We start from the raw sequence: 17,850 nt of genomic DNA, 5'->3' as shown, positions 1-17,850 counted from the left end.
GGGTAACGTCATGTGCATCATTCCCGTTCCCAGAATCCCTCATGCACCACGGCCGCCTCATCCTCGATCAACGGCCCGACTACAGTCACCTTCCGCTGTCCGCGCGCAAATACTTCCCGGCACGGCAGCGAGAACGTCGGATTCTCGGGATGATCGCCGGTAATTTCAAGCAGACGCCGCTCCGACATCGCGTACACAACGCGGCCGATACTGCACCAATAGATCGCGCCCGAACACATGCAGCATGGTTCGGCGTTCGTGTAGAGCGTGCATTTGAGCAACTGCTCCGGCGAAAAGTCCTTCGCCGCCTGCGCTGCCACGCGCAACTCGGCGTGCTGCGTGGGATCGCCCAGTGGCGGCATTGAATTGTTCCCGGCTCGCGCGACAACATGGCCGTGTTCATCGGCTATAAGCGCGGCGAACGGATGCCTTCCTTCGTGCCTCGACTTTTCTGAAAGCGCGATCACTTCCCGCAGCAACGCCATGTCGCGTTCGTTCGCGTCGTTGTTCATGACCTTGTTTCCTTCAGCCGCGCATCGGATGATCGAGGAAAAAGCGCATCATGACCGCGCTTGCGTCGGGGCCGCCTGCGTCGGTGTAGGAGCCTCGCGCGCTTCCTCCCGCCCACGCGTGCGGCGCGCCGTGGATAAGCCACAGTTCGGCATCCACGCCGTCCGCCGATTTGACCCGCTCTACCGTGCTCTTTCGCTTGCCGGCTTCGTCGCGCGTGGCTTCATCGAATACGACGGCTTGCCCGCCGTACGCACGCAATAACTCGGCAGCGTTCGATGGATGCACGGTTTTATCGGCGTCGCCGTGAAACACGATCAGCGGCCGCTTCGGCGTTTCCGTATTCCGGGCGCGCGCTGTCTTGCCGCCACGCATGGCCGCAAGCGCCGACGGCAGATCGTGCGCGGAACCCGCCGCGAGCCCGGAGTGCACACAGGCTGCCGCGTAGAGTTCGGGATAGGCGCGAATCATGATGGCAGCCATCGCGCCGCCTGCCGATAAACCCGCCACGAATACACGCGCCGGATCGACGGTGTGCTTCGCCATCACGTCGCGCGTAATGCCCGCGATCAGCGACGGCTCTCCGGCATCACGCCGCTGATCCGCCGGCTTGAACCAGTTCCAGCACTTCGACGTGTTCGCTTGCTGCGGCTGCACCGGATACACAACGATGCAGCCCTCGCGCTCGGCCAATGCGTTCATTTGCGTGCCCGCGGCGAAGTCGTCGGCATCTTGCGTGCAGCCATGAAGCATCACGACAAGCGGCACTGGCTGGCCGTTGTACTTTTGCGGCACGTACAGCTTGTAGGTACGCTGACCCGCCGCGTTCGCATAGGAGTGCGTGCCGAACGTACCGGGTGCCTGCGCCGACTTAACTGGCGATACATCCGCCGTGGGCGCTTGCGGGACCTGTCCTTTCAGCGCGCGTTGCAGCGCCGCGGTCGCTTCTTGTGGACCGTGCGTGCGCAGCAGCTTCATTGTGTCCTGCATCGAGTGCAGGAATCCTTCATCGAGTTTCATCATCTTGTCCAGTTATAGAAAGAAGAGCGGTGTGTAGGGCGCTCAAGCGATCCGGCCAGCCAGCGCCGCTTTCACGGCGGGCGAAGCGTGGAACGCCCCGAGCACGACAATCGATGCGATCGTCTCCAGCGCAAGTTCCGGCGTGACATCGGAAGCAATGCTGGCGAGACCCAGCACCTGGATATCGAAACGCTCGCCCGCGTCACGCGCAGCTTCCAGATCGCGCTTTGAAAAGTGCTGCATGCCGAGCACCAGTGCGCGACGCGTGACCGTTTCGTTCACCACTTGCGCGTGGGTCGCCAACTGATTACGGATCGCAGTCCGAATCAGGTCTGTACGGTTTGAGTAAAACCCTTCTTCGACCAGCAAATCGATCTGCCCCAGGTCGATGGGACCCAGATTGATCGTGATCTTCTCGGTCTCGCCGCCTTTTGGCCGAACCACTTCAAGTTTTTGCATTACCTAAATCCATCCAGATACCATCCATATAGATGGTTATAGGCTGGTTTTTGCACCGCGTCAAATTTTTTCGGCTTTTTTAACGTAAACAGGCAGATACACCGTCCCGGGAACAGCCAATGCTGAAGTGAACCTCGTAGTCCCATTTTTCTTCGCGGCGAAGTCGCCGCAAGTCGCCAAAGCATTGCAAATGCTTTGAGATCCGGGCGCCCTTGGCTGGGTGTAACGCGTTCAATAGTGCGTTGCCGTCCGGAGCAACCAACATGTCCAATCTGGTTTTTTCATCGCGACGATTCGCGGGCGTGCGCACGCCTTTCGACAACGCGATGCGAAGCCTCGACCCTTTGCTAAGGAGATTTACCCATGTTCGTACATAACAAACGCCTGCAATACACCGTTCGCGTCGCAGCGCCAAATCCAGGCCTCGCGAATCTGATGCTCGAGCAGTTCGGTGGTGCACAAGGCGAACTCGCGGCCGCGTGCCGCTACTTCACGCAAGCAGTCAGTGAGGATGATCCGGCCCGCAAGGACCTTCTGTTCGATATCGCCACTGAAGAGTTGAGCCATCTCGAGATCATCGGCTCGATCGTGGCCATGCTGAACAAGGGCGCAAAGGGCCGCCTTGCCGAAGGTGTGGAAGAAGAAGCGGAGTTGTACCGGTCGCTGACGGCGAACGGCAACGATTCGCACATCACGTCCCTGCTTTATGGCGGCGGCCCGGCGCTGACGAGTTCGGCGGGCGTGCCATGGACGGCTGCCTATATAGATACGATTGGTGAGCCGACGGCCGATCTTCGCTCTAATATTGCGGCTGAAGCGCGGGCGAAGATTGTCTACGAACGCCTGATCAATCTCACCGACGACCCGGGCATCCAGGACACGCTCGGCTTTCTGATGACGCGGGAAATCGCGCATCAGAAATCGTTCGAGAAGGCGCTGCATTCCATCCAGCCGAATTTCCCGCAAGGAAAGTTGCCGGGCAATCCGGAATTTACAAGCGTGTACTACAACATGTCACAAGGCACGGAGCCGGCTTTGCGCGGACCGTGGAATGAAGGCGGCGACTGGAAGTTCGTCGAAGATCCGCAGCCGGCAGTCGATGGCGGTGATGGATTGGCGACCGTGGGTGTATCGGCGGAAGAAGTCGACGTGTTGCAGGCCATGGCCTCGCGCACTGCGTCGGATCTGAATTCGGATCCGACGACCGGTGCGGATCTCGGGGCGGGACAGGCGAAGGTGCTTTAAGCAGGAAGAGGCCCTTCCAGCGCTAGCTGGAAGGGCCTTTGAACATCTGCTGCATGACACGCGAATTCTCTGCGACGTCTGTTTCAGCTAAGAACACGATATCCATCCGCCATTTCACAGCCCGCAAGGCTCTCTCCCGGCAACAGGGTTTAGTATTACGCATACCGAAAATGCGCCGTCGCCGAACACGCATGCGCGCTTGGCGCAAATAGCCCGGGACAAATGCGATAATTCCAGGCTATGCCCAGCTTCGGAGAACCTCAATGAGCCGCCTCGACAACCCATTCCACGATCAGGAAGCCGGCCGTGCCGACGCGACCCAGGACACAACACGCATCGACGACGTCCGCATCGGCGCTGTACGTCCGCTGATCTCGCCTGCCCTGCTACAGGACGACTTGCCCGTCACGCCAGCCGTGCAGGCACTGGTTGAACAAAGCCGTGTCGAGATCGCCAATATCCTGCAAGGCCGCGACGACCGTCTGGTCATCGTGGTTGGTCCGTGTTCGATCCACGATCACGATCAGGCGATCGAATACGCACGCCACCTGAAAACGACCGCCGACGCGTTGCGCGACGATCTGCTGATCGTCATGCGCGTCTATTTCGAAAAGCCGCGTACAACCGTGGGCTGGAAGGGATATATCAACGACCCGCTGCTCGACGGCACATTCCGCATCAACGAAGGCCTGCGCCGTGCGCGCCAGTTGCTGCTCGATATCGGCAACATGGGCCTGCCCACCGGCACGGAATTCCTCGATCTGCTCAGCCCGCAATACATCGCGGATCTGATCGCGTGGGGCGCCATTGGCGCGCGTACGACGGAGAGCCAGAGTCATCGACAACTCGCGTCGGGCCTGAGCTGCCCGATCGGATTCAAGAACGGGACCGACGGCGGCGTGCAGATCGCGGCGGAGGCAATCGTGGCGGCAGCAGCAAGCCATGCGTTCATGGGCATGACCAAGATGGGCATGGCCGCCATCTTCGAAACGCGCGGCAACGCGGACGCGCACGTCATCCTGCGCGGCGGCAAGAAAGGCCCGAACTACGATCGCGAAAGCGTGGCTGCGGCATGCGCCGCGTTGAAAGACGTGGGCTTGCGCGAGCAGGTGATGATCGATTGCTCGCATGCGAATTCGGGCAAGTCGCATCTGCGCCAGGTTGATGTGAGCGAGGACATTGCACGGCAATTGACCGATGGCGACAAGCGGATTATTGGCGTGATGATCGAAAGCCATTTGGAAGAAGGACGGCAGGATCTGAAGCCGGGCGTACCATTGCGCCGTGGCGTTTCCATCACCGACGCATGTCTTGCGTGGACGCAGACCGAACCCGTCCTGCATGGTCTGGCTGCTGCGGTGCGTGAACGTCGCAAGCACTGATTGTTCGATGCGCCGAAGTGACCTTCGGCGCATTGCATACCGCAGCACAAGAGGCTGCGCACCGGTTCCGTGTGCCTCTCCTTCTCGAACCTTTGCTACGTATTTCGCGCGACGCGTTGTGAAAACACGGGCATATCTGCGACTTCACAAGCAAATTCATTCGGCATAGACTGGGCCGCATAGACCCGTCACATCGTCAATTCACCGCTCCTGGTTCAATCGCCAGGAACGGCGAGCCGCCTTGCATCAAGCATGTTTCGTAGTGGTGTGCAGATCGACCGGCCCGGCCGGTTGAGTTCGTATCCAACAACGTAAGCGAGGCGACACCGATGGCCGATACCAGTTACATGGCGCGCAAATCCGTCGAGGATATCGTCAAGAGTGCTGACGGCGGCGAACGTCCACTGGCAAAAACGTTAGGCGCGCTCAGTATCACGGCAATGGGCATAGGCGCGATCATCGGCGCTGGAATCTTTGTACTCACCGGCACGGCCGCCGCTCAGTTCGCAGGACCAAGCATTATTCTGTCGTTCGTACTTGGCGGTATTGCGTGTGCGTTCGTCGGGCTGTGCTACTCGGAACTCGCGGCCATGCTGCCCGTCTGCGGCAGCAGCTATACCTATACGTACGCCACGCTGGGCGAGGTGTTCGCATGGATCATCGGCTGGGACCTGATACTCGAATACGCGATGGGCGCCGCCACCGTCGCGGTCGGATGGTCGGGTTATATCGTGAGCTTGCTGCATAACGTCGGCTTAACCATACCGCCGCGCTTTGCCGCCGCGCCCGGAACGATGGTGAAACTCGCCGATGGCACGTCGGTCTCGGGCATGGTCAATTTGCCGGCCGTGTTCATTGTTGCCGCGCTCACGCTGATGCTGGTCATGGGCACCAAGGAGTCGGCACGGCTCAATAACGTGATGGTCGCCGTCAAGTTGATCGTGGTGGTGGCGTTCCTCGCGCTGGGCGTGTTCTTTGTGCATCCGGCGAACTGGCATCCGTTCATTCCGCCCAATACCGGCGAGTTCGGCAATTTCGGCATGAGCGGAATCCTCCGCGGCTCGGCGGTGGTGTTCTTCGCGTTCATCGGTTTCGATGCGGTTTCCACCGCTGCGCAGGAGGCACGCAAGCCGCAACGCGACATGCCTATTGGCATTCTCGGATCGCTCATCATCTGCACGATCCTGTATATCGCGGTAGCCGGCGTGTTGACGGGGCTCGTACCTTATGGCGAACTGAACGTGCCCGATCCAATCGCCAAGGGCGTCGACGTAATCGGACTCACGTGGTTCTCCATTCTCATCAAGATAGGCGCGCTGACAGGCTTGACGACCGTGATCCTCGTGCTGCTGTATGGCCAGAGCCGCATCTTTTTCACCATGTCGCAAGACGGCTTGTTGCCCGGGCTCTTCGCGCAGGTTCATCCGCGATTGAAGACGCCGTACCTGAGCCAGACCATGATTGGCGCGGCCGTTGCCGTTGTCGCGGCCTTTACGCCGATCAGCGTGCTCGGCGAGATGGTAAGCATCGGGACGCTGTTCGCGTTCGTACTAGTGTGCGGCGCGGTGATCTACCTGCGGCGCAGCGACTCGGACGCGAGCCGGCCATTTCGCGTGCCGGGCGTGCCTGTCGTGCCGATCCTCGGAATCCTGTTCTGCGTGTTGCTCATGACAGGCTTGCCGCTCGTCACGTGGATGCGTCTTGTCGTCTGGCTGGTGATTGGACTCGTAATCTATGTTTCTTACGGACGCAATCATTCGCGGCTACGCCATCCCGAAACCCACGTTCAATAACGCCGCACCGAAACGCTCAGGCAGGCAGGATATTCGATGCCTGCTTGCCCTTCGGACCCTGGCCAATGTCGAAGCTGACCTTCTGGTTCTCCAGCAGCGTCTTGAACCCTTCAGTCTTGATCTCCGAGAAATGCGCGAACAACTCTTCGCTGCCATCGTCCGGCGTAATGAACCCAAAACCCTTTGCGTCGCTAAACCACTTCACTCGTCCGGTCGGCATGGCCGTCTCCTGGCTGCAAAAAGGAGGAACGGTAGCACGCAATGCTCGCGCGGTTGCGTACGAATGCGGTTCAACCGGCGAAATTTTGCCAGTGCTTGTCTGATCGTTGCGCGCATCGACCGGGTTCAGACAGGTCCAATACCTTGCATCAGCAATGCGACGGCATGCGGCGAGACATTATCGCGCCTGGGCTTCCAGCCGCGCTCCTCGGCCCACTTGTAGTTCGCGGCGAGAGGCAACAAGGTGAGCCCGAACAATGAAACGAACAAGAGCGACGGCTCCAGGTGCGGGTTAAGCTTGCCCTCCTTCTGCCACTGTTCAATACGCTCGATCGACGCCTTCTGGTTTGCGTCACCGAAGCGCTCGGCTATGCGCTGGCGCAGCAAACCGCCTTCGCTGATCACCTCCCGGATCCACAGCGTCGCGAACCATGGATTTTGTTCCGCCACTGCCACGAGTCCTTCCACAAAAGCACGCAGCGCTTCTGCCGGTTCGGCATTCGAGTCGGCAAACGCCGAGCCGAGCCTCGCACGCAGCGGCACGAAACGCTCGTCGATAAGTACGTCCAACAATTGTTCACGGGTCTTGAAATAGTAATGGACCATCGCAGGCGTGACGCCCGCCTCCCGCGCGATTGCACCGAGCGTGGTTTCCATGATTCCGCGTCGCGCGAACAGTAACAATGCAACATCAAGTAGCAGCGCGCGCGGTTCACCATGGTGCACGCCAGTCGGCCGGCCGCGCCGGCGCACAGGCGTGTCGGCGTCGGCGGAGATATTACTTCGAGGAGTTTCGGTAACATTTTTAGTCATCGTCGCAATTGACCCAAGGAAAGACGTCGCCTAATATTAACTTCAATATTAATTAATTCAGGCACTCGAATGGAAACCATGCAACCTACTGTTGCGCTTCCCGCTGCTGAGCGGCCACCCATCCGGCTGCTTTTCACGGCGCTGCTGCTTGTCATGCTGCTCGGCGCACTCGACCAGACCATTGTGTCGACGGCGCTCCCGACTATCGTGGGCGAGCTCGGAGGACTTGAAAGCCTGTCGTGGGTGGTGACCTCGTATCTGCTGAGTTCCACTATCGTGGTCCCGCTGTACGGCAAGTTCGGCGATCTGTTCGGCCGCAAGATCGTGATCCAGGCGTCGATCCTGATCTTTCTGGCGGGCTCCATCCTGTGCGGCATGGCGCAGGACATGACCCAGCTGATCGTCCTGCGCGCGTTGCAGGGGCTTGGCGGCGGCGGCCTGATGGTAGTGACAATGGCAGCCATTGCCGATGTGATTCCGCCTGCGGAACGCGGCCGTTATCAGGGCTTGTTCGGCGGCGTGTTCGGCGTGGCTACGGTAATCGGGCCGCTGCTGGGCGGGTTTATCGTCGAGCATCTTTCATGGCGCTGGATCTTCTATATCAACGTGCCGCTGGGCGTTGTGGCGCTGATCGTGATCGGGCTGGTGTTCAAGCCGCATGTGGCGCATGTGAAGCATAAAATCGATTACATGGGCGCGGCCTTTCTGGCTACATCGCTCACTTGTATCATCCTTTTCACCAGTCAGGGCGGGACTTTGCTGCCCTGGAGTTCGCCGCAACTCTGGTTCACGCTGGCGCTTGGAATCATCACGCTGGGCGGGTTCATTCATGAAGAACGTCTCGCCGAAGAACCAATTATGCCGCTTGGCCTCTTCAAGGAGCGTACTTTTGTATTGAGTGGACTGATTGGTTTTATCGTGGGCTTCTCGTTGTTCGGCGCGACCACTTTCCTGCCGCTTTATCTTCAGGTGGCGAAGGGCTCGACACCGTCGCAAGCCGGCCTTCAGATCCTGCCCATGATGGCCGGCGTGCTTTCAACTTCCATCATCAGCGGGCGGGTGATCAGCAGGATTGGCAAGTACCGCTGGTTTCCGGTCTGCGGCACGGCGCTCGTGGCGCTTGCCATGTTCCTCCTGTCGCGGCTCGAACTGGCAACGCCGCTTCACACCATGTACCTGTATATGCTGCTGCTCGGACTCGGGCTTGGCATGGTCATGCAGGTTCTTGTCCTGGCGGTGCAGAACGCGGTGCCGTTCAAGCATATTGGGGTGGCGACATCTGGCGCCACGCTGTTCCGGTCGATCGGCGGGTCTGTCGGCGTCGCCACGTTTGGCGCGATTTTCTCGAACGGCCTGCAAACGCGGCTCGCCGATGCACTTCCGGCCGGAATGGAAATGCCCGGTTCAATGCGGCCAGCGATGGTCCAGCAGTTGCCCGCAATGGCCCGCGATATTTATCTCAACGCGTTTGCAGGATCCATGCACGTTGTGTTTCTGGTGGCGAGCGCCGTTGTGCTGCTGGCGTTTGCACTGTCGTGGTTCATGCAGGACAAGCCGCTGCGGAGATAATGGCAATGCCTTGAGTGCGCCGGCTTTCCTTCGATCCGAATTCATTTGGTTTAAGCTGACGCACTTTCAATAGAGGAATGCCTGCCACATGAAGCTCAAGCACATGATCGTTGTCTCGACGCTTAGCGCCTTCGCCGTCATTTCAGGCGAAGCGTTCGCCGAGACTTATCATTTTGGCGAAGGACAATCGTCCATGTCAGGCGGGGGAAATGCAACGCACCGCTCGTCCGCGCCCAAGCACAAAAAGCCACGCAAAACGCGCAATACCGCGTCCAGCGCCAAGGGCACGTACTCCCAGCCGTGACCCGATGAGGGATGCGTACCTCCGCATTCCACGCCATCGATGACGGGAAAGCATGCTCATGAGCTTCGATGAAAAAATACTGAACGGCATGGGCGTCTTGAGCGCAATCGTCAACAGCGGCAGTTTCGCCGCGGCGGGCGAAGCGCTCGACATGTCGCAATCCGGTGTCAGCCGATCCGTTGCGCGGCTCGAAGCGCGGCTCGGCATCAGGCTCTTCGAGCGGACCACGCGCTCCGTGACACTCACCGACGAAGGCCGCCGTTTCTACGAGCAGGTCGTGCCGTTGCTCAGCGGGCTTGAAGAAGCGGCGGCATCGGCGTCGCGTGGCGCGAACGCTGTGCGCGGACGCTTGCGTGTGAATGTCGATCCGTTTTTTTCGCGCCTGTTTCTAGGGCCGCGGCTTGGCGCGTTTGTCGAGAAGTATCCTGAACTCCAGCTAGACCTGATCACGCGAGACCAGCTCGGCGACATGATCGCAGACGGTTTCGATCTCGCCGTCCGGTTCGGTGAACCGCGCGAGTCGACCTTAATTGCGCGCAAACTGCTGGATACGCGGATTATCACGGTGGCGTCGCCCGCGTATATCAAGAAACATGGCCGGCCTCTCGCGCCTGCTGATCTCGAACGCGAGCCGCATGCATGCATCAATTTTCGCGATCCGGAAACGGGCCGGCCGTTTCCGTGGGAGTTTCATCGCGGCAAGAACAAGGTCGTCATCAAGGCGCGCGGGCGTCTATGCGTAAACGACGTCGGCACCATGCACGGCGTGTGTCTTGCAGGTCACGGGATTGCCCAGGTGCTGGCGCTCGGTGTCGAGCAGTTGCTTGCCAGCGGCCGGCTGGTCGACCTCTTTCCCGATTGGGCCGACGAAACCTTTCCGCTTTATGCGGCGTATCCGTCGCGCCATCATCTGCCCGCGAAAGTGCGCGCGTTCTTTGATTTTCTTGTGTCGATGACCGGAGCGCCGCTCGGAGATCACGCGTAGGCGCGCCCTCAATAAGCTTGCAAAACGACGCCATCCTCAAGCGCCTGAACGGGCCGAATCATGAGTCGGTCACCGCCCTTTGACCTGCCTGCATTCACAGTAAACACCGACACGGTCCCGCTCAGGCGTATCGCCTGTTCATCGAGCGACTGCGCCGCGGCCGCCGCTTCTTCGACCAGCGCCGCGTTCTGCTGCGTGGCTTCGTCGATTTGGCCGATCGCCTGATTCACCTGCTCGATCCCATGGCCCTGTTCGTCAGACGCCGCCGCAATCTCGCCGACGATTTCAGCCACGCGCTTGATCGCGCGCTGCACCTCGGCCGTCGATCGCCCAACCTCTTCAGCCTGCAACGAACCCGAATGAATCGTTGCAACCGAGCGCTCGATCAGATCCTTGATCTCCTTCGCCGCGACCGATGATCGTTGCGCGAGGCTGCGCACTTCCGAGGCTACCACCGCGAAACCGCGTCCCTGCTCGCCCGCCCGCGCCGCTTCGACTGCGGCATTGAGCGCGAGGATATTCGTCTGGAATGCAATGCCTTCAATCAACGTGGTGATCTCGGCGATCCGCGCGGAACTCGACGCAATCTCGCTCATGGTGCCGACCATGCGCTCCACGGCGACGTTACCTTCGTCCGAGATGCGCGTGGTGCTCACCGCCAGCGCGCTTGCCTGCTTCGCGCTGTCGGCGTTGCCCTGTACCGTGGCCGTCAGTTCATCGAGGCTTGCGGCGGTTTCCTGCAAGGAAGCCGCTTGTTGTTCGGTGCGGGCCGACAAATCGATGTTGCCCGCGGCAATCTGCTTCGATGCAACGCCGACCGCATCGCTCGACACTCTCACTTCGCTGACAACGCCGGCCATGCGCTCGAGCAGGCTGTTCAGCGCGGCCGCCGTATGTCCGATCTCGTCCATGTGATCCACCTCCGCCTGCTGCGAGAGATCCAGCGAGGTGCTGATGCGCTGCAGCGTTCCTTGCAATCGGCCAAGTCCGTGGCTGATCAACCGGTAAAGCTGGCTGCCGAACAAGCCCGTCACCACCAGCGCGCCAATCACGATCGCGAGCATCAGGCCAAAGGCTGTCTTGTAGGCCGCAGCGTTCTCGTCGCGTATTGTCTGTCCTCGTTCGATGTTGTAGTTCAGGTGCGCATGCAAGCCGCCATTGAGCGCAACCGCCGCTGTATGCACCGCGCCGCCGTCGTGCAGCATGGCGAGCGCGCCATCTTTATCGCCGCCTCTGACCTTGTCGAAGAACGCGGTGCGCGCAGTCCGGTATGCGTTGATGTTCGCCCTGTCCGCGTTCAGCATTTGCTGATCGCGAGCGTCGGATATTCCGCGCGATTGATACTCGGCCACGTGTGCGTCGAAGCGCTTGTCCGCATCGGCGATTTCACCCTGGATCTCGCTGCGGCTCACGTCATCGATGCCGTCCACCACATAGCGATACACGTTCAGACGCATGTCGGCGACGTCATCGAGCGTCATCGATATGGATTTCAAACCCGGGATCGTATGCGTCTCCAGTCCTTCTATGCGCTGATAAGACCCATGAAGCTGCGAAAGCCCGTAGCCGCCCACGAACGCCAGAGCCAGTAACGCTACCCCGAGCGTCAACACCAGCCGTCGAACGATAGTCATGTCGTTTTTCTCGTTGAGTTGTGACCATGCAGACTCGTGACGCGCTGTCACGGGCCATGCCTCACGTGTGTTTACGGGCCTTGTTTTAAAAACTTGAGGCTTTTTTCACCCGCTGGATTGAAGCGATGCACGACCTTTTGAAGTCCTTTCCGCGCTAACGTATTTGAGCGCCGATTTATTCCATCGCCCAGGAAATAAAAAGCAGGCCGGAAACTATTTTTGGGCGCATGGAATAACCCCGCGGCGCTGGCTGTTAAAGCGCCTCTCAAGGCTGACAAGATCGCCTTTTAGTTAGGAATCTATAAGAAAAATTTCTACCCTGTTTCCACGGAAATATTTTGGAATAAATAGTTTTATACGCGCGTTCAGAGTGAGACGTTCGGACGCTTGAAGGAGACAGGCAAGCCGCTGCGGAGGCAGCGGTCGCTCATCTCCGGCGAATCCATGTCGTCGGTTGGCCGCGCTTCAAGACGATGAAGCAAGCCGGCGAACACCACTCATACCGCGAGAGGAAAATTCCAATGAAACTGAAGCAGAAGCTTGCCTTGTCCATGATGCTGGGACTCACCGTTGCGACGCTGGCGGCATGTGGCGGCAGCGATTCAAATTCGAACAACAACAGCACCACGCTGACGGCGCCGTTCAAGACCACGCTGCTCGTATCCGACGGCAGCACGCCCGCGGCGCACGCCGACGCCAACCTGCAAAACGGCTGGGGCATCGCGTTCAATCCGACCGGTGTGATGTGGGTGTCGGACAACACCACGAGCAAGTCCACGCTGTATGACGGCAATGGCGTTCCGCAGTCGCTGGTCGTGACGATTCCGCCGGCGGCAAACGGACGCCCAGGCGGTCCGACGGGCATCGTATTCAACACGACCACCGACTTCCAGATCAGCGCCAGCGGCAACACGAGCAACGCGCTGTTCTTGTGGGCGACGGAAGCCGGCACGATCGCTGGCTGGTCGCCCAAGGTGTTGCCGACCACGGCCGTCATCGCTTTCGACGACGCCGCTGGCGCCGCGGTCTACAAGGGTCTCGCGATCGGCAACAACGCGACGGGTAATTTCCTGTACGCGACCGACTTCCACAACAACAAGGTCGATGTCTTCGACAAGAACTTCGCCAAGGTCCAGCTTGCCGGCAGCTTCCAGGACCCGGCGTTGCCTGCGGGCTTTGCGCCGTTCGGCATCAACGTGACGGGCACGACAGTCACGGTGACGTACGCGAAGCAAGGCACGGATGGCCGCAAGCAGGTCAACGGCGCGGGCAACGGCGTGATCGATACCTTCGATACCGATGGCCGGTTCATCAAGCGCATTGCCTCGGGCGGCGCGCTGAACTCGCCGTGGGGTATCGCGATGGCGCCCGCCAACTTCGGCGCGGCCAGCAACGACCTGCTGATCGGCAACTTTGGCGACGGCACCATCAATGCGTTCAATCCGACGACTGGCGCGTTCATTGGCGCGTTGACGCAGGCAGACGGCACGCCGATCAAGCAAACCGGCATCTGGGGCATGTCGTTCGGCAATAACGCCGCGAGCCAGCCGACCAACACGCTGTTCTTCGCTGCAGGTCCGAGCCCGACGACCGGCATTTATGGCCGTATCGATGCGCAGTAAGCAGGTGATATAGAGAGAAGCGCCCGCCGCTACCTGACCCGTGGCGGCGGGCGTGCGTGCATGTGTGTGAAACTTCACGAAAATCGCACCGCACAAATAAGCACCAATTTATCCGCACAGGCTGAACAAGCCCGCCAATCAACGCTCTTGAGATTTACTATCGGGGCTTTCACTAACTCCCAGATTTTTTTGGCTTGGTAATCTGCTGCGATTCTATTGCGGACACAATCCGCGGAATGTAAGCCGTCCGGCGAGAGACTTCGCGCCGGACAAACCCGGGCACCATCTGTCCGGGATGTACCGACCACCTTTGGAGTAAAAACAGTGAAAAAACTGCTCGCGGCTTTGACGATCTCTCTGCTTGCCGTCACATCGATCACCTCCGTCACCGCCAATGCGAAGGATTACTCGACCATCCGTTTCGGCGTCGACGCCAGCTACGCCCCTTTCGAATCGAAAGGTCCGGATGGCAAGCTGGTTGGTTTCGATATCGATCTCGGCAATGAAATCTGTGCGCGCCTGAAGGCGAAGTGCGTATGGGTGGAAAACGATTTCGACGGCATGATTCCGGCTTTGAAGGCCAAGAAGTTCGACGGCGTGCTCTCGTCTATGTCCATGACGCCGCAGCGCGCGGAACAAATCGCGTTCTCGAGCAAGCTTTTCAACACCCCGACGCGCCTGATCGCCAAGAAGGGCAGCGGCATCTTGCCGACGCCTGAAGGCCTGAAGGGCAAGACCGTTGGCGTGGAACAAGGCACCATCCAGGAAACCTACGCCAAGACCTACTGGGCGTCGAAGGGCGTAACGGTTACGCCGTACCAGAACCAGGACGGCGTGTACGCCGACTTGCTGGCCGGCCGCCTTGACGCAGCGCTGCAGGACGCGGTGCAAGCCGATGTGGGCTTCCTCAAGACCCCGCGCGGTGCGGGTTATGACTTTGTCGGCAAGGATCTGGTCGACGAAAAGATTCTTGGCAATGGCGCGGGTATTGGCCTGCGCAAGGAAGACACCGACCTGAAGGCGCAGATCGACAAGGCGATCGCCGCGATCATCAAGGACGGCACGTACAAGAAGCTCGAAAAGAAATACTTCGATTTCGACGTGTACGGCGGCTGATCGATACCTGAGCAGCGTGTAAAAACGGGCTCCGCAACACTGCGGAGCCCGTTTTGTTTTAGCGGCACATATGCGCCGCATGCGGCAACCCGTCTTTTTTCGGCTAAGATCGAACGTCTGGAGCAGGCGATGCCGAGTTGCACAGCCTTGGCTTGCGCGTCGCCCCGCTCTCCTGAACATGCCGACACCACTCATCGAAGCGCAAAGCCTTAAAAGCGCCTTGCGCGTCCGACCACCATGCAAACCAAAACGCACACTCTGATTTCGCCATCGCTTGGCACCACCCGCAATATCCTGAGCTTTCACTATGGCGCGGGCGGCGGCGAGAAAATCTACATTCAGTCCTCGCTGCACGCCGACGAACTGCCGGGCATGCTGGTCGCGTGGCGCTTGCGCCGTCAACTCGCCGAACTGGAAGCCGCGGGCAAGCTGCGCGGCGAAGTGGTGATCGTGCCGGTGCCGAATCCTATCGGGCTGAACCAGAACATGCATGGCACCTTGCTTGGCCGGTTCGAGCTCAATAGCGGCCATAACTTCAACCGCAATTTCCATGATCTGGGTGCGCTGATTGCATCGCGTATTGAAGGCCGGCTTTCGGGCGATATTCAGGAGAACAAGCTTGCCGTACGCGAGGCGATGCGCGCCGCGCTTGACGAGCAACATCCGCAGACCGAACTCGAATCGCAGCGTCTTGCACTGCAAAAGCTATCGTATGACGCCGATGTCGTGCTCGACCTGCATTGTGATCTCGACGCCGCGCTGCACATTTACACCAATCCGGACATCTGGGATGAAGTCGAACCGCTCGCGCGTTATCTGGACTCGAAGGCGTCGCTGCTCGCGTTGAATTCGGTGGGCAATCCCTTCGATGAAATCCACAGCTTTTGCTGGTCGGACTTGCGCGCGAAGTTTGGTGATCGTTTTCCGATCCCGAACGGCGGCATTTCGGTGACAGTGGAATTGCGCAGCCAGCACGACGTATCGTATGAATTCGCCGATGCCGACGCGCAGGGGATCATCAATTACCTGATGCATCGTGGTGTGATTGATGCGCCCGCGCCTGCCATGCCGGTTCTGTCTTATCCTGCTACGCCGCTTGCCGGCGCTGAGCCGATTGTGGCGCCGGCGAGTGGCGTGCTGGTGTTTCGCGCCAACGTGGGCGCTATGGTGAATGCCGGCGAGGCCGTGGCGGATGTTGTCGATCCGTTGAGCGATAGCGTGACCACGCTCTACAGCACGGTCAGTGGTGTTTTGTATGCGCGACAAATTGCGCGGTTTACGACCGCCGGGATGGAGGTGGCGCGGATTGCCAGTGCTACCGCGTTTCGGACGGGGTCGTTGTTGTCGGCGTAGGGGGATGCTGGCGCGGAGGTTTTTTGGGCAGATGGGTCCTGCTTTTTAGATCTTCGCGCGGTTTGTCTTAGTTGATCTTTCTAGCACTATTAGCCACTGTCCGTGGCGGGACTTCATTTCTTTTTCCAACGGCGAAAAAGAAACGAAGCAAAGAAAACGCCTTCCAACCGCTAATTCTTAAAGAGACCAAGCGTGCAATTACATCTGCTTGGGACTTCAAAAGAACGCTCAGCGCATAACCCCGCACAGTCGAAACCCTCCCGCTCCGTCCACGGTTACCCACACGCTTCGCCACCAGTGTAAGTAGCCTTCAACAGGAAAGCGCGGCGCGCGACGGGGTGTTCGACCGAACTGGTTCTGTGGGGTTGTGTGCTTGCCCGAGGGCGCTGGTGGCGAAGCGTGTGGATGTCGGGATATGGAGGGGAAGGGTTTCAGGTGTTGGTGGTTATGGCGGCGAGGGTTCTTTTGAAGTCCCAAGCAGATATCAGTGCACGCTTGGTCCACTTAAGAATTAGCGGTTGGAAGGCGTTTTCTTTGCTTCGTTTCTTTTTCGCCGTTGGAAAAAGAAATGAAGTCCCGCCACGGATAGTGGCTAACAGTGCTAAAAAGATCGGCTAAAACGAAACGCGCGAAGCCCTAAAAAGCAGCAACCCGGCATTGATTCCCGGCCAACACCATCTGCTCCAAATAACGAACAACGAGCAACGAGCGCTCAGCAATAAAACCACCCAACCCCAAGACACTCCGCGAAACAAACCCACCCCACCCCGCTCCCGCTGGAACGCCCCTTGCGCGCGTCACATTGTCACTCACAAAAGGAGTCCCGACATGACCGCAAACCCGACCAATACAAACTACGCCGGCCGATCCCAGGAAGAACGCCGCGCCCAGCGCAAGGGCGAAAAGCAGCGCGCTCAAGAGCAACCCGGCGGCCCCATGGCCGAACCAGGCACCGAACCCGACCAGCACAACAGTTCCGGCAAGCTATCGAACGAAGGAAAAAGAACCTGGCAAACCGGTTCAGGCATCGACGGCGGCGGCAAAACCGGTACACCCTGAAAAGAGAACCCGACATTGCGCCGGGGTCTTGTCAAAGGAAAAACGTGGAACAATGACGGCTTCATGACTTTGCTACAAGCATCTGGAGCCTTCAATGAGCGCCACGCGCAACAAACCCGACGCGTCCCCAGACATCCACGCTGATGAACTCAGCCACGCCGATCGTCCGAGCCGCGAAGAAGCCGAAGCCGCCGTTCGCGTGCTGATCCGCTGGGCCGGCGACAACCCTTCCCGCGAAGGCCTCGTCGATACCCCCGCACGCGTGATCCGGTCCTACGAAGAGTTCTTCGCGGGCTACGCGCAAAATCCAAAGGACATCCTCGCGCGCACGTTCTCGGAAGTGCAGGGCTACGACGAAATGATCGTGCTCAAGGACATTCGCTTCGAAAGCTACTGCGAACACCACATGGTGCCAATCATCGGCCGGGCACACGTGGCCTATCTTCCACGCGAGCGCGTGGTCGGCATCTCCAAGCTGGCGCGGCTCGTGGACGCATTCGCGAAACGCCTGCAGATACAGGAAAAGATGACCGCACAAATCGCCGATACGCTAGAAGAAGTCCTTCAACCGCTAGGCGTGGGCGTGATCCTGGAAGCCACGCATCAATGCATGTCCACGCGCGGCGTGCATAAGGCAGGTGCGTCGATGGTCACATCGCGCATGTTGGGCACCTTCCGTGACGACCCGTCCACGCGTCGCGAATTTCTCTCGATCGTCGGGCATTCGAGCGGCTTCAGCGTATCGAATACCTGAAGCCCCGAGGCGC

The 17,850-nt window shown here is 59.4% G+C and carries 16 protein-coding genes; 10 read left to right on the top strand and 6 right to left on the bottom strand.

The window, feature by feature from the left end:
- Positions 1-17: 17 nt before the first annotated feature.
- Genes AWB64_RS07840 through AWB64_RS07830 form a run of 3 tightly spaced genes read right to left on the bottom strand, consistent with a single transcriptional unit; the run spans position 18 to position 1,989 of the window.
- Positions 18-512, bottom strand: coding sequence for a nucleoside deaminase (locus tag AWB64_RS07840; protein WP_060818128.1), 495 nt, complete (start codon positions 510-512; stop codon positions 18-20).
- Positions 513-525: 13 nt separating this feature from the next.
- Positions 526-1,530 (bottom strand): extracellular catalytic domain type 1 short-chain-length polyhydroxyalkanoate depolymerase, encoded by a 1,005-nt coding sequence (locus AWB64_RS07835; protein ID WP_060818127.1) that lies wholly within the window; start codon positions 1,528-1,530, stop codon positions 526-528.
- 42 nt (positions 1,531-1,572) lie between these two features.
- On the bottom strand, positions 1,573-1,989 hold the full coding sequence (locus tag AWB64_RS07830; RefSeq protein ID WP_060818126.1) for a ribbon-helix-helix domain-containing protein: 417 nt from the start codon (positions 1,987-1,989) through the stop codon (positions 1,573-1,575).
- A 363-nt stretch (positions 1,990-2,352) separates the two neighbouring features.
- Between AWB64_RS07830 and AWB64_RS07825 the strand changes: the two genes are divergently transcribed.
- From AWB64_RS07825 to AWB64_RS07815, 3 genes are all read left to right on the top strand, one after another.
- Positions 2,353-3,234, top strand: a complete 882-nt coding sequence (locus AWB64_RS07825; RefSeq protein WP_060818125.1) for a manganese catalase family protein — start codon at positions 2,353-2,355, stop codon at positions 3,232-3,234.
- Between the two features lie 263 nt (positions 3,235-3,497).
- Positions 3,498-4,616 (top strand): 3-deoxy-7-phosphoheptulonate synthase, encoded by a 1,119-nt coding sequence (locus AWB64_RS07820; protein ID WP_060818124.1) that lies wholly within the window; start codon positions 3,498-3,500, stop codon positions 4,614-4,616.
- 329 nt (positions 4,617-4,945) lie between these two features.
- Positions 4,946-6,409, top strand: a complete 1,464-nt coding sequence (locus AWB64_RS07815; protein WP_060818123.1) for an amino acid permease — start codon at positions 4,946-4,948, stop codon at positions 6,407-6,409.
- A gap of 16 nt (positions 6,410-6,425) precedes the next feature.
- On the opposite strand, the gene AWB64_RS07810 is transcribed toward AWB64_RS07815, so the two are convergent.
- Positions 6,426-6,629 (bottom strand): cold-shock protein, encoded by a 204-nt coding sequence (locus AWB64_RS07810; protein ID WP_060818122.1) that lies wholly within the window; start codon positions 6,627-6,629, stop codon positions 6,426-6,428.
- Positions 6,630-6,754: 125 nt separating this feature from the next.
- Positions 6,755-7,441 (bottom strand): TetR/AcrR family transcriptional regulator, encoded by a 687-nt coding sequence (locus tag AWB64_RS07805; RefSeq protein ID WP_060818121.1) that lies wholly within the window; start codon positions 7,439-7,441, stop codon positions 6,755-6,757.
- 69 nt (positions 7,442-7,510) lie between these two features.
- Here AWB64_RS07805 and AWB64_RS07800 point away from each other — a divergent pair, with 69 nt between their 5' ends.
- Positions 7,511-9,010, top strand: coding sequence for an MDR family MFS transporter (locus AWB64_RS07800; protein WP_060818120.1), 1,500 nt, complete (start codon positions 7,511-7,513; stop codon positions 9,008-9,010).
- Between the two features lie 362 nt (positions 9,011-9,372).
- Positions 9,373-10,299, top strand: coding sequence for a LysR family transcriptional regulator (locus AWB64_RS07790; protein ID WP_060818407.1), 927 nt, complete (start codon positions 9,373-9,375; stop codon positions 10,297-10,299).
- Between the two features lie 8 nt (positions 10,300-10,307).
- Here AWB64_RS07790 and AWB64_RS07785 read toward each other — a convergent pair whose 3' ends face one another.
- Positions 10,308-11,933, bottom strand: coding sequence for a methyl-accepting chemotaxis protein (locus tag AWB64_RS07785; RefSeq protein ID WP_063493171.1), 1,626 nt, complete (start codon positions 11,931-11,933; stop codon positions 10,308-10,310).
- A 521-nt stretch (positions 11,934-12,454) separates the two neighbouring features.
- Here AWB64_RS07785 and AWB64_RS07780 point away from each other — a divergent pair.
- From AWB64_RS07780 to folE, 5 genes are all read left to right on the top strand, one after another.
- Positions 12,455-13,555, top strand: coding sequence for a TIGR03118 family protein (locus AWB64_RS07780; protein WP_082850393.1), 1,101 nt, complete (start codon positions 12,455-12,457; stop codon positions 13,553-13,555).
- 324 nt (positions 13,556-13,879) lie between these two features.
- Positions 13,880-14,671, top strand: coding sequence for an ABC transporter substrate-binding protein (locus AWB64_RS07775; RefSeq protein WP_060818118.1), 792 nt, complete (start codon positions 13,880-13,882; stop codon positions 14,669-14,671).
- Between the two features lie 237 nt (positions 14,672-14,908).
- Positions 14,909-16,024, top strand: a complete 1,116-nt coding sequence (locus AWB64_RS07770; RefSeq protein ID WP_060818117.1) for a succinylglutamate desuccinylase/aspartoacylase family protein — start codon at positions 14,909-14,911, stop codon at positions 16,022-16,024.
- Between the two features lie 828 nt (positions 16,025-16,852).
- Positions 16,853-17,083: a hypothetical protein gene (locus tag AWB64_RS07765; RefSeq protein WP_060818116.1), complete on the top strand. Its 231-nt coding sequence runs from the start codon at positions 16,853-16,855 to the stop codon at positions 17,081-17,083.
- Positions 17,084-17,177: 94 nt separating this feature from the next.
- Positions 17,178-17,837, top strand: a complete 660-nt coding sequence (gene folE, locus AWB64_RS07760; RefSeq protein ID WP_060818115.1) for a GTP cyclohydrolase I FolE — start codon at positions 17,178-17,180, stop codon at positions 17,835-17,837.
- Positions 17,838-17,850 lie beyond the last annotated feature (13 nt).

The organism is Caballeronia sordidicola (assembly GCF_001544455.2).
Classification (GTDB): domain Bacteria; phylum Pseudomonadota; class Gammaproteobacteria; order Burkholderiales; family Burkholderiaceae; genus Caballeronia; species Caballeronia sordidicola.
The sequence above is the reverse complement of the archived record's forward strand: the minus strand, read 5'-3'. Positions and strand labels throughout refer to the sequence as shown.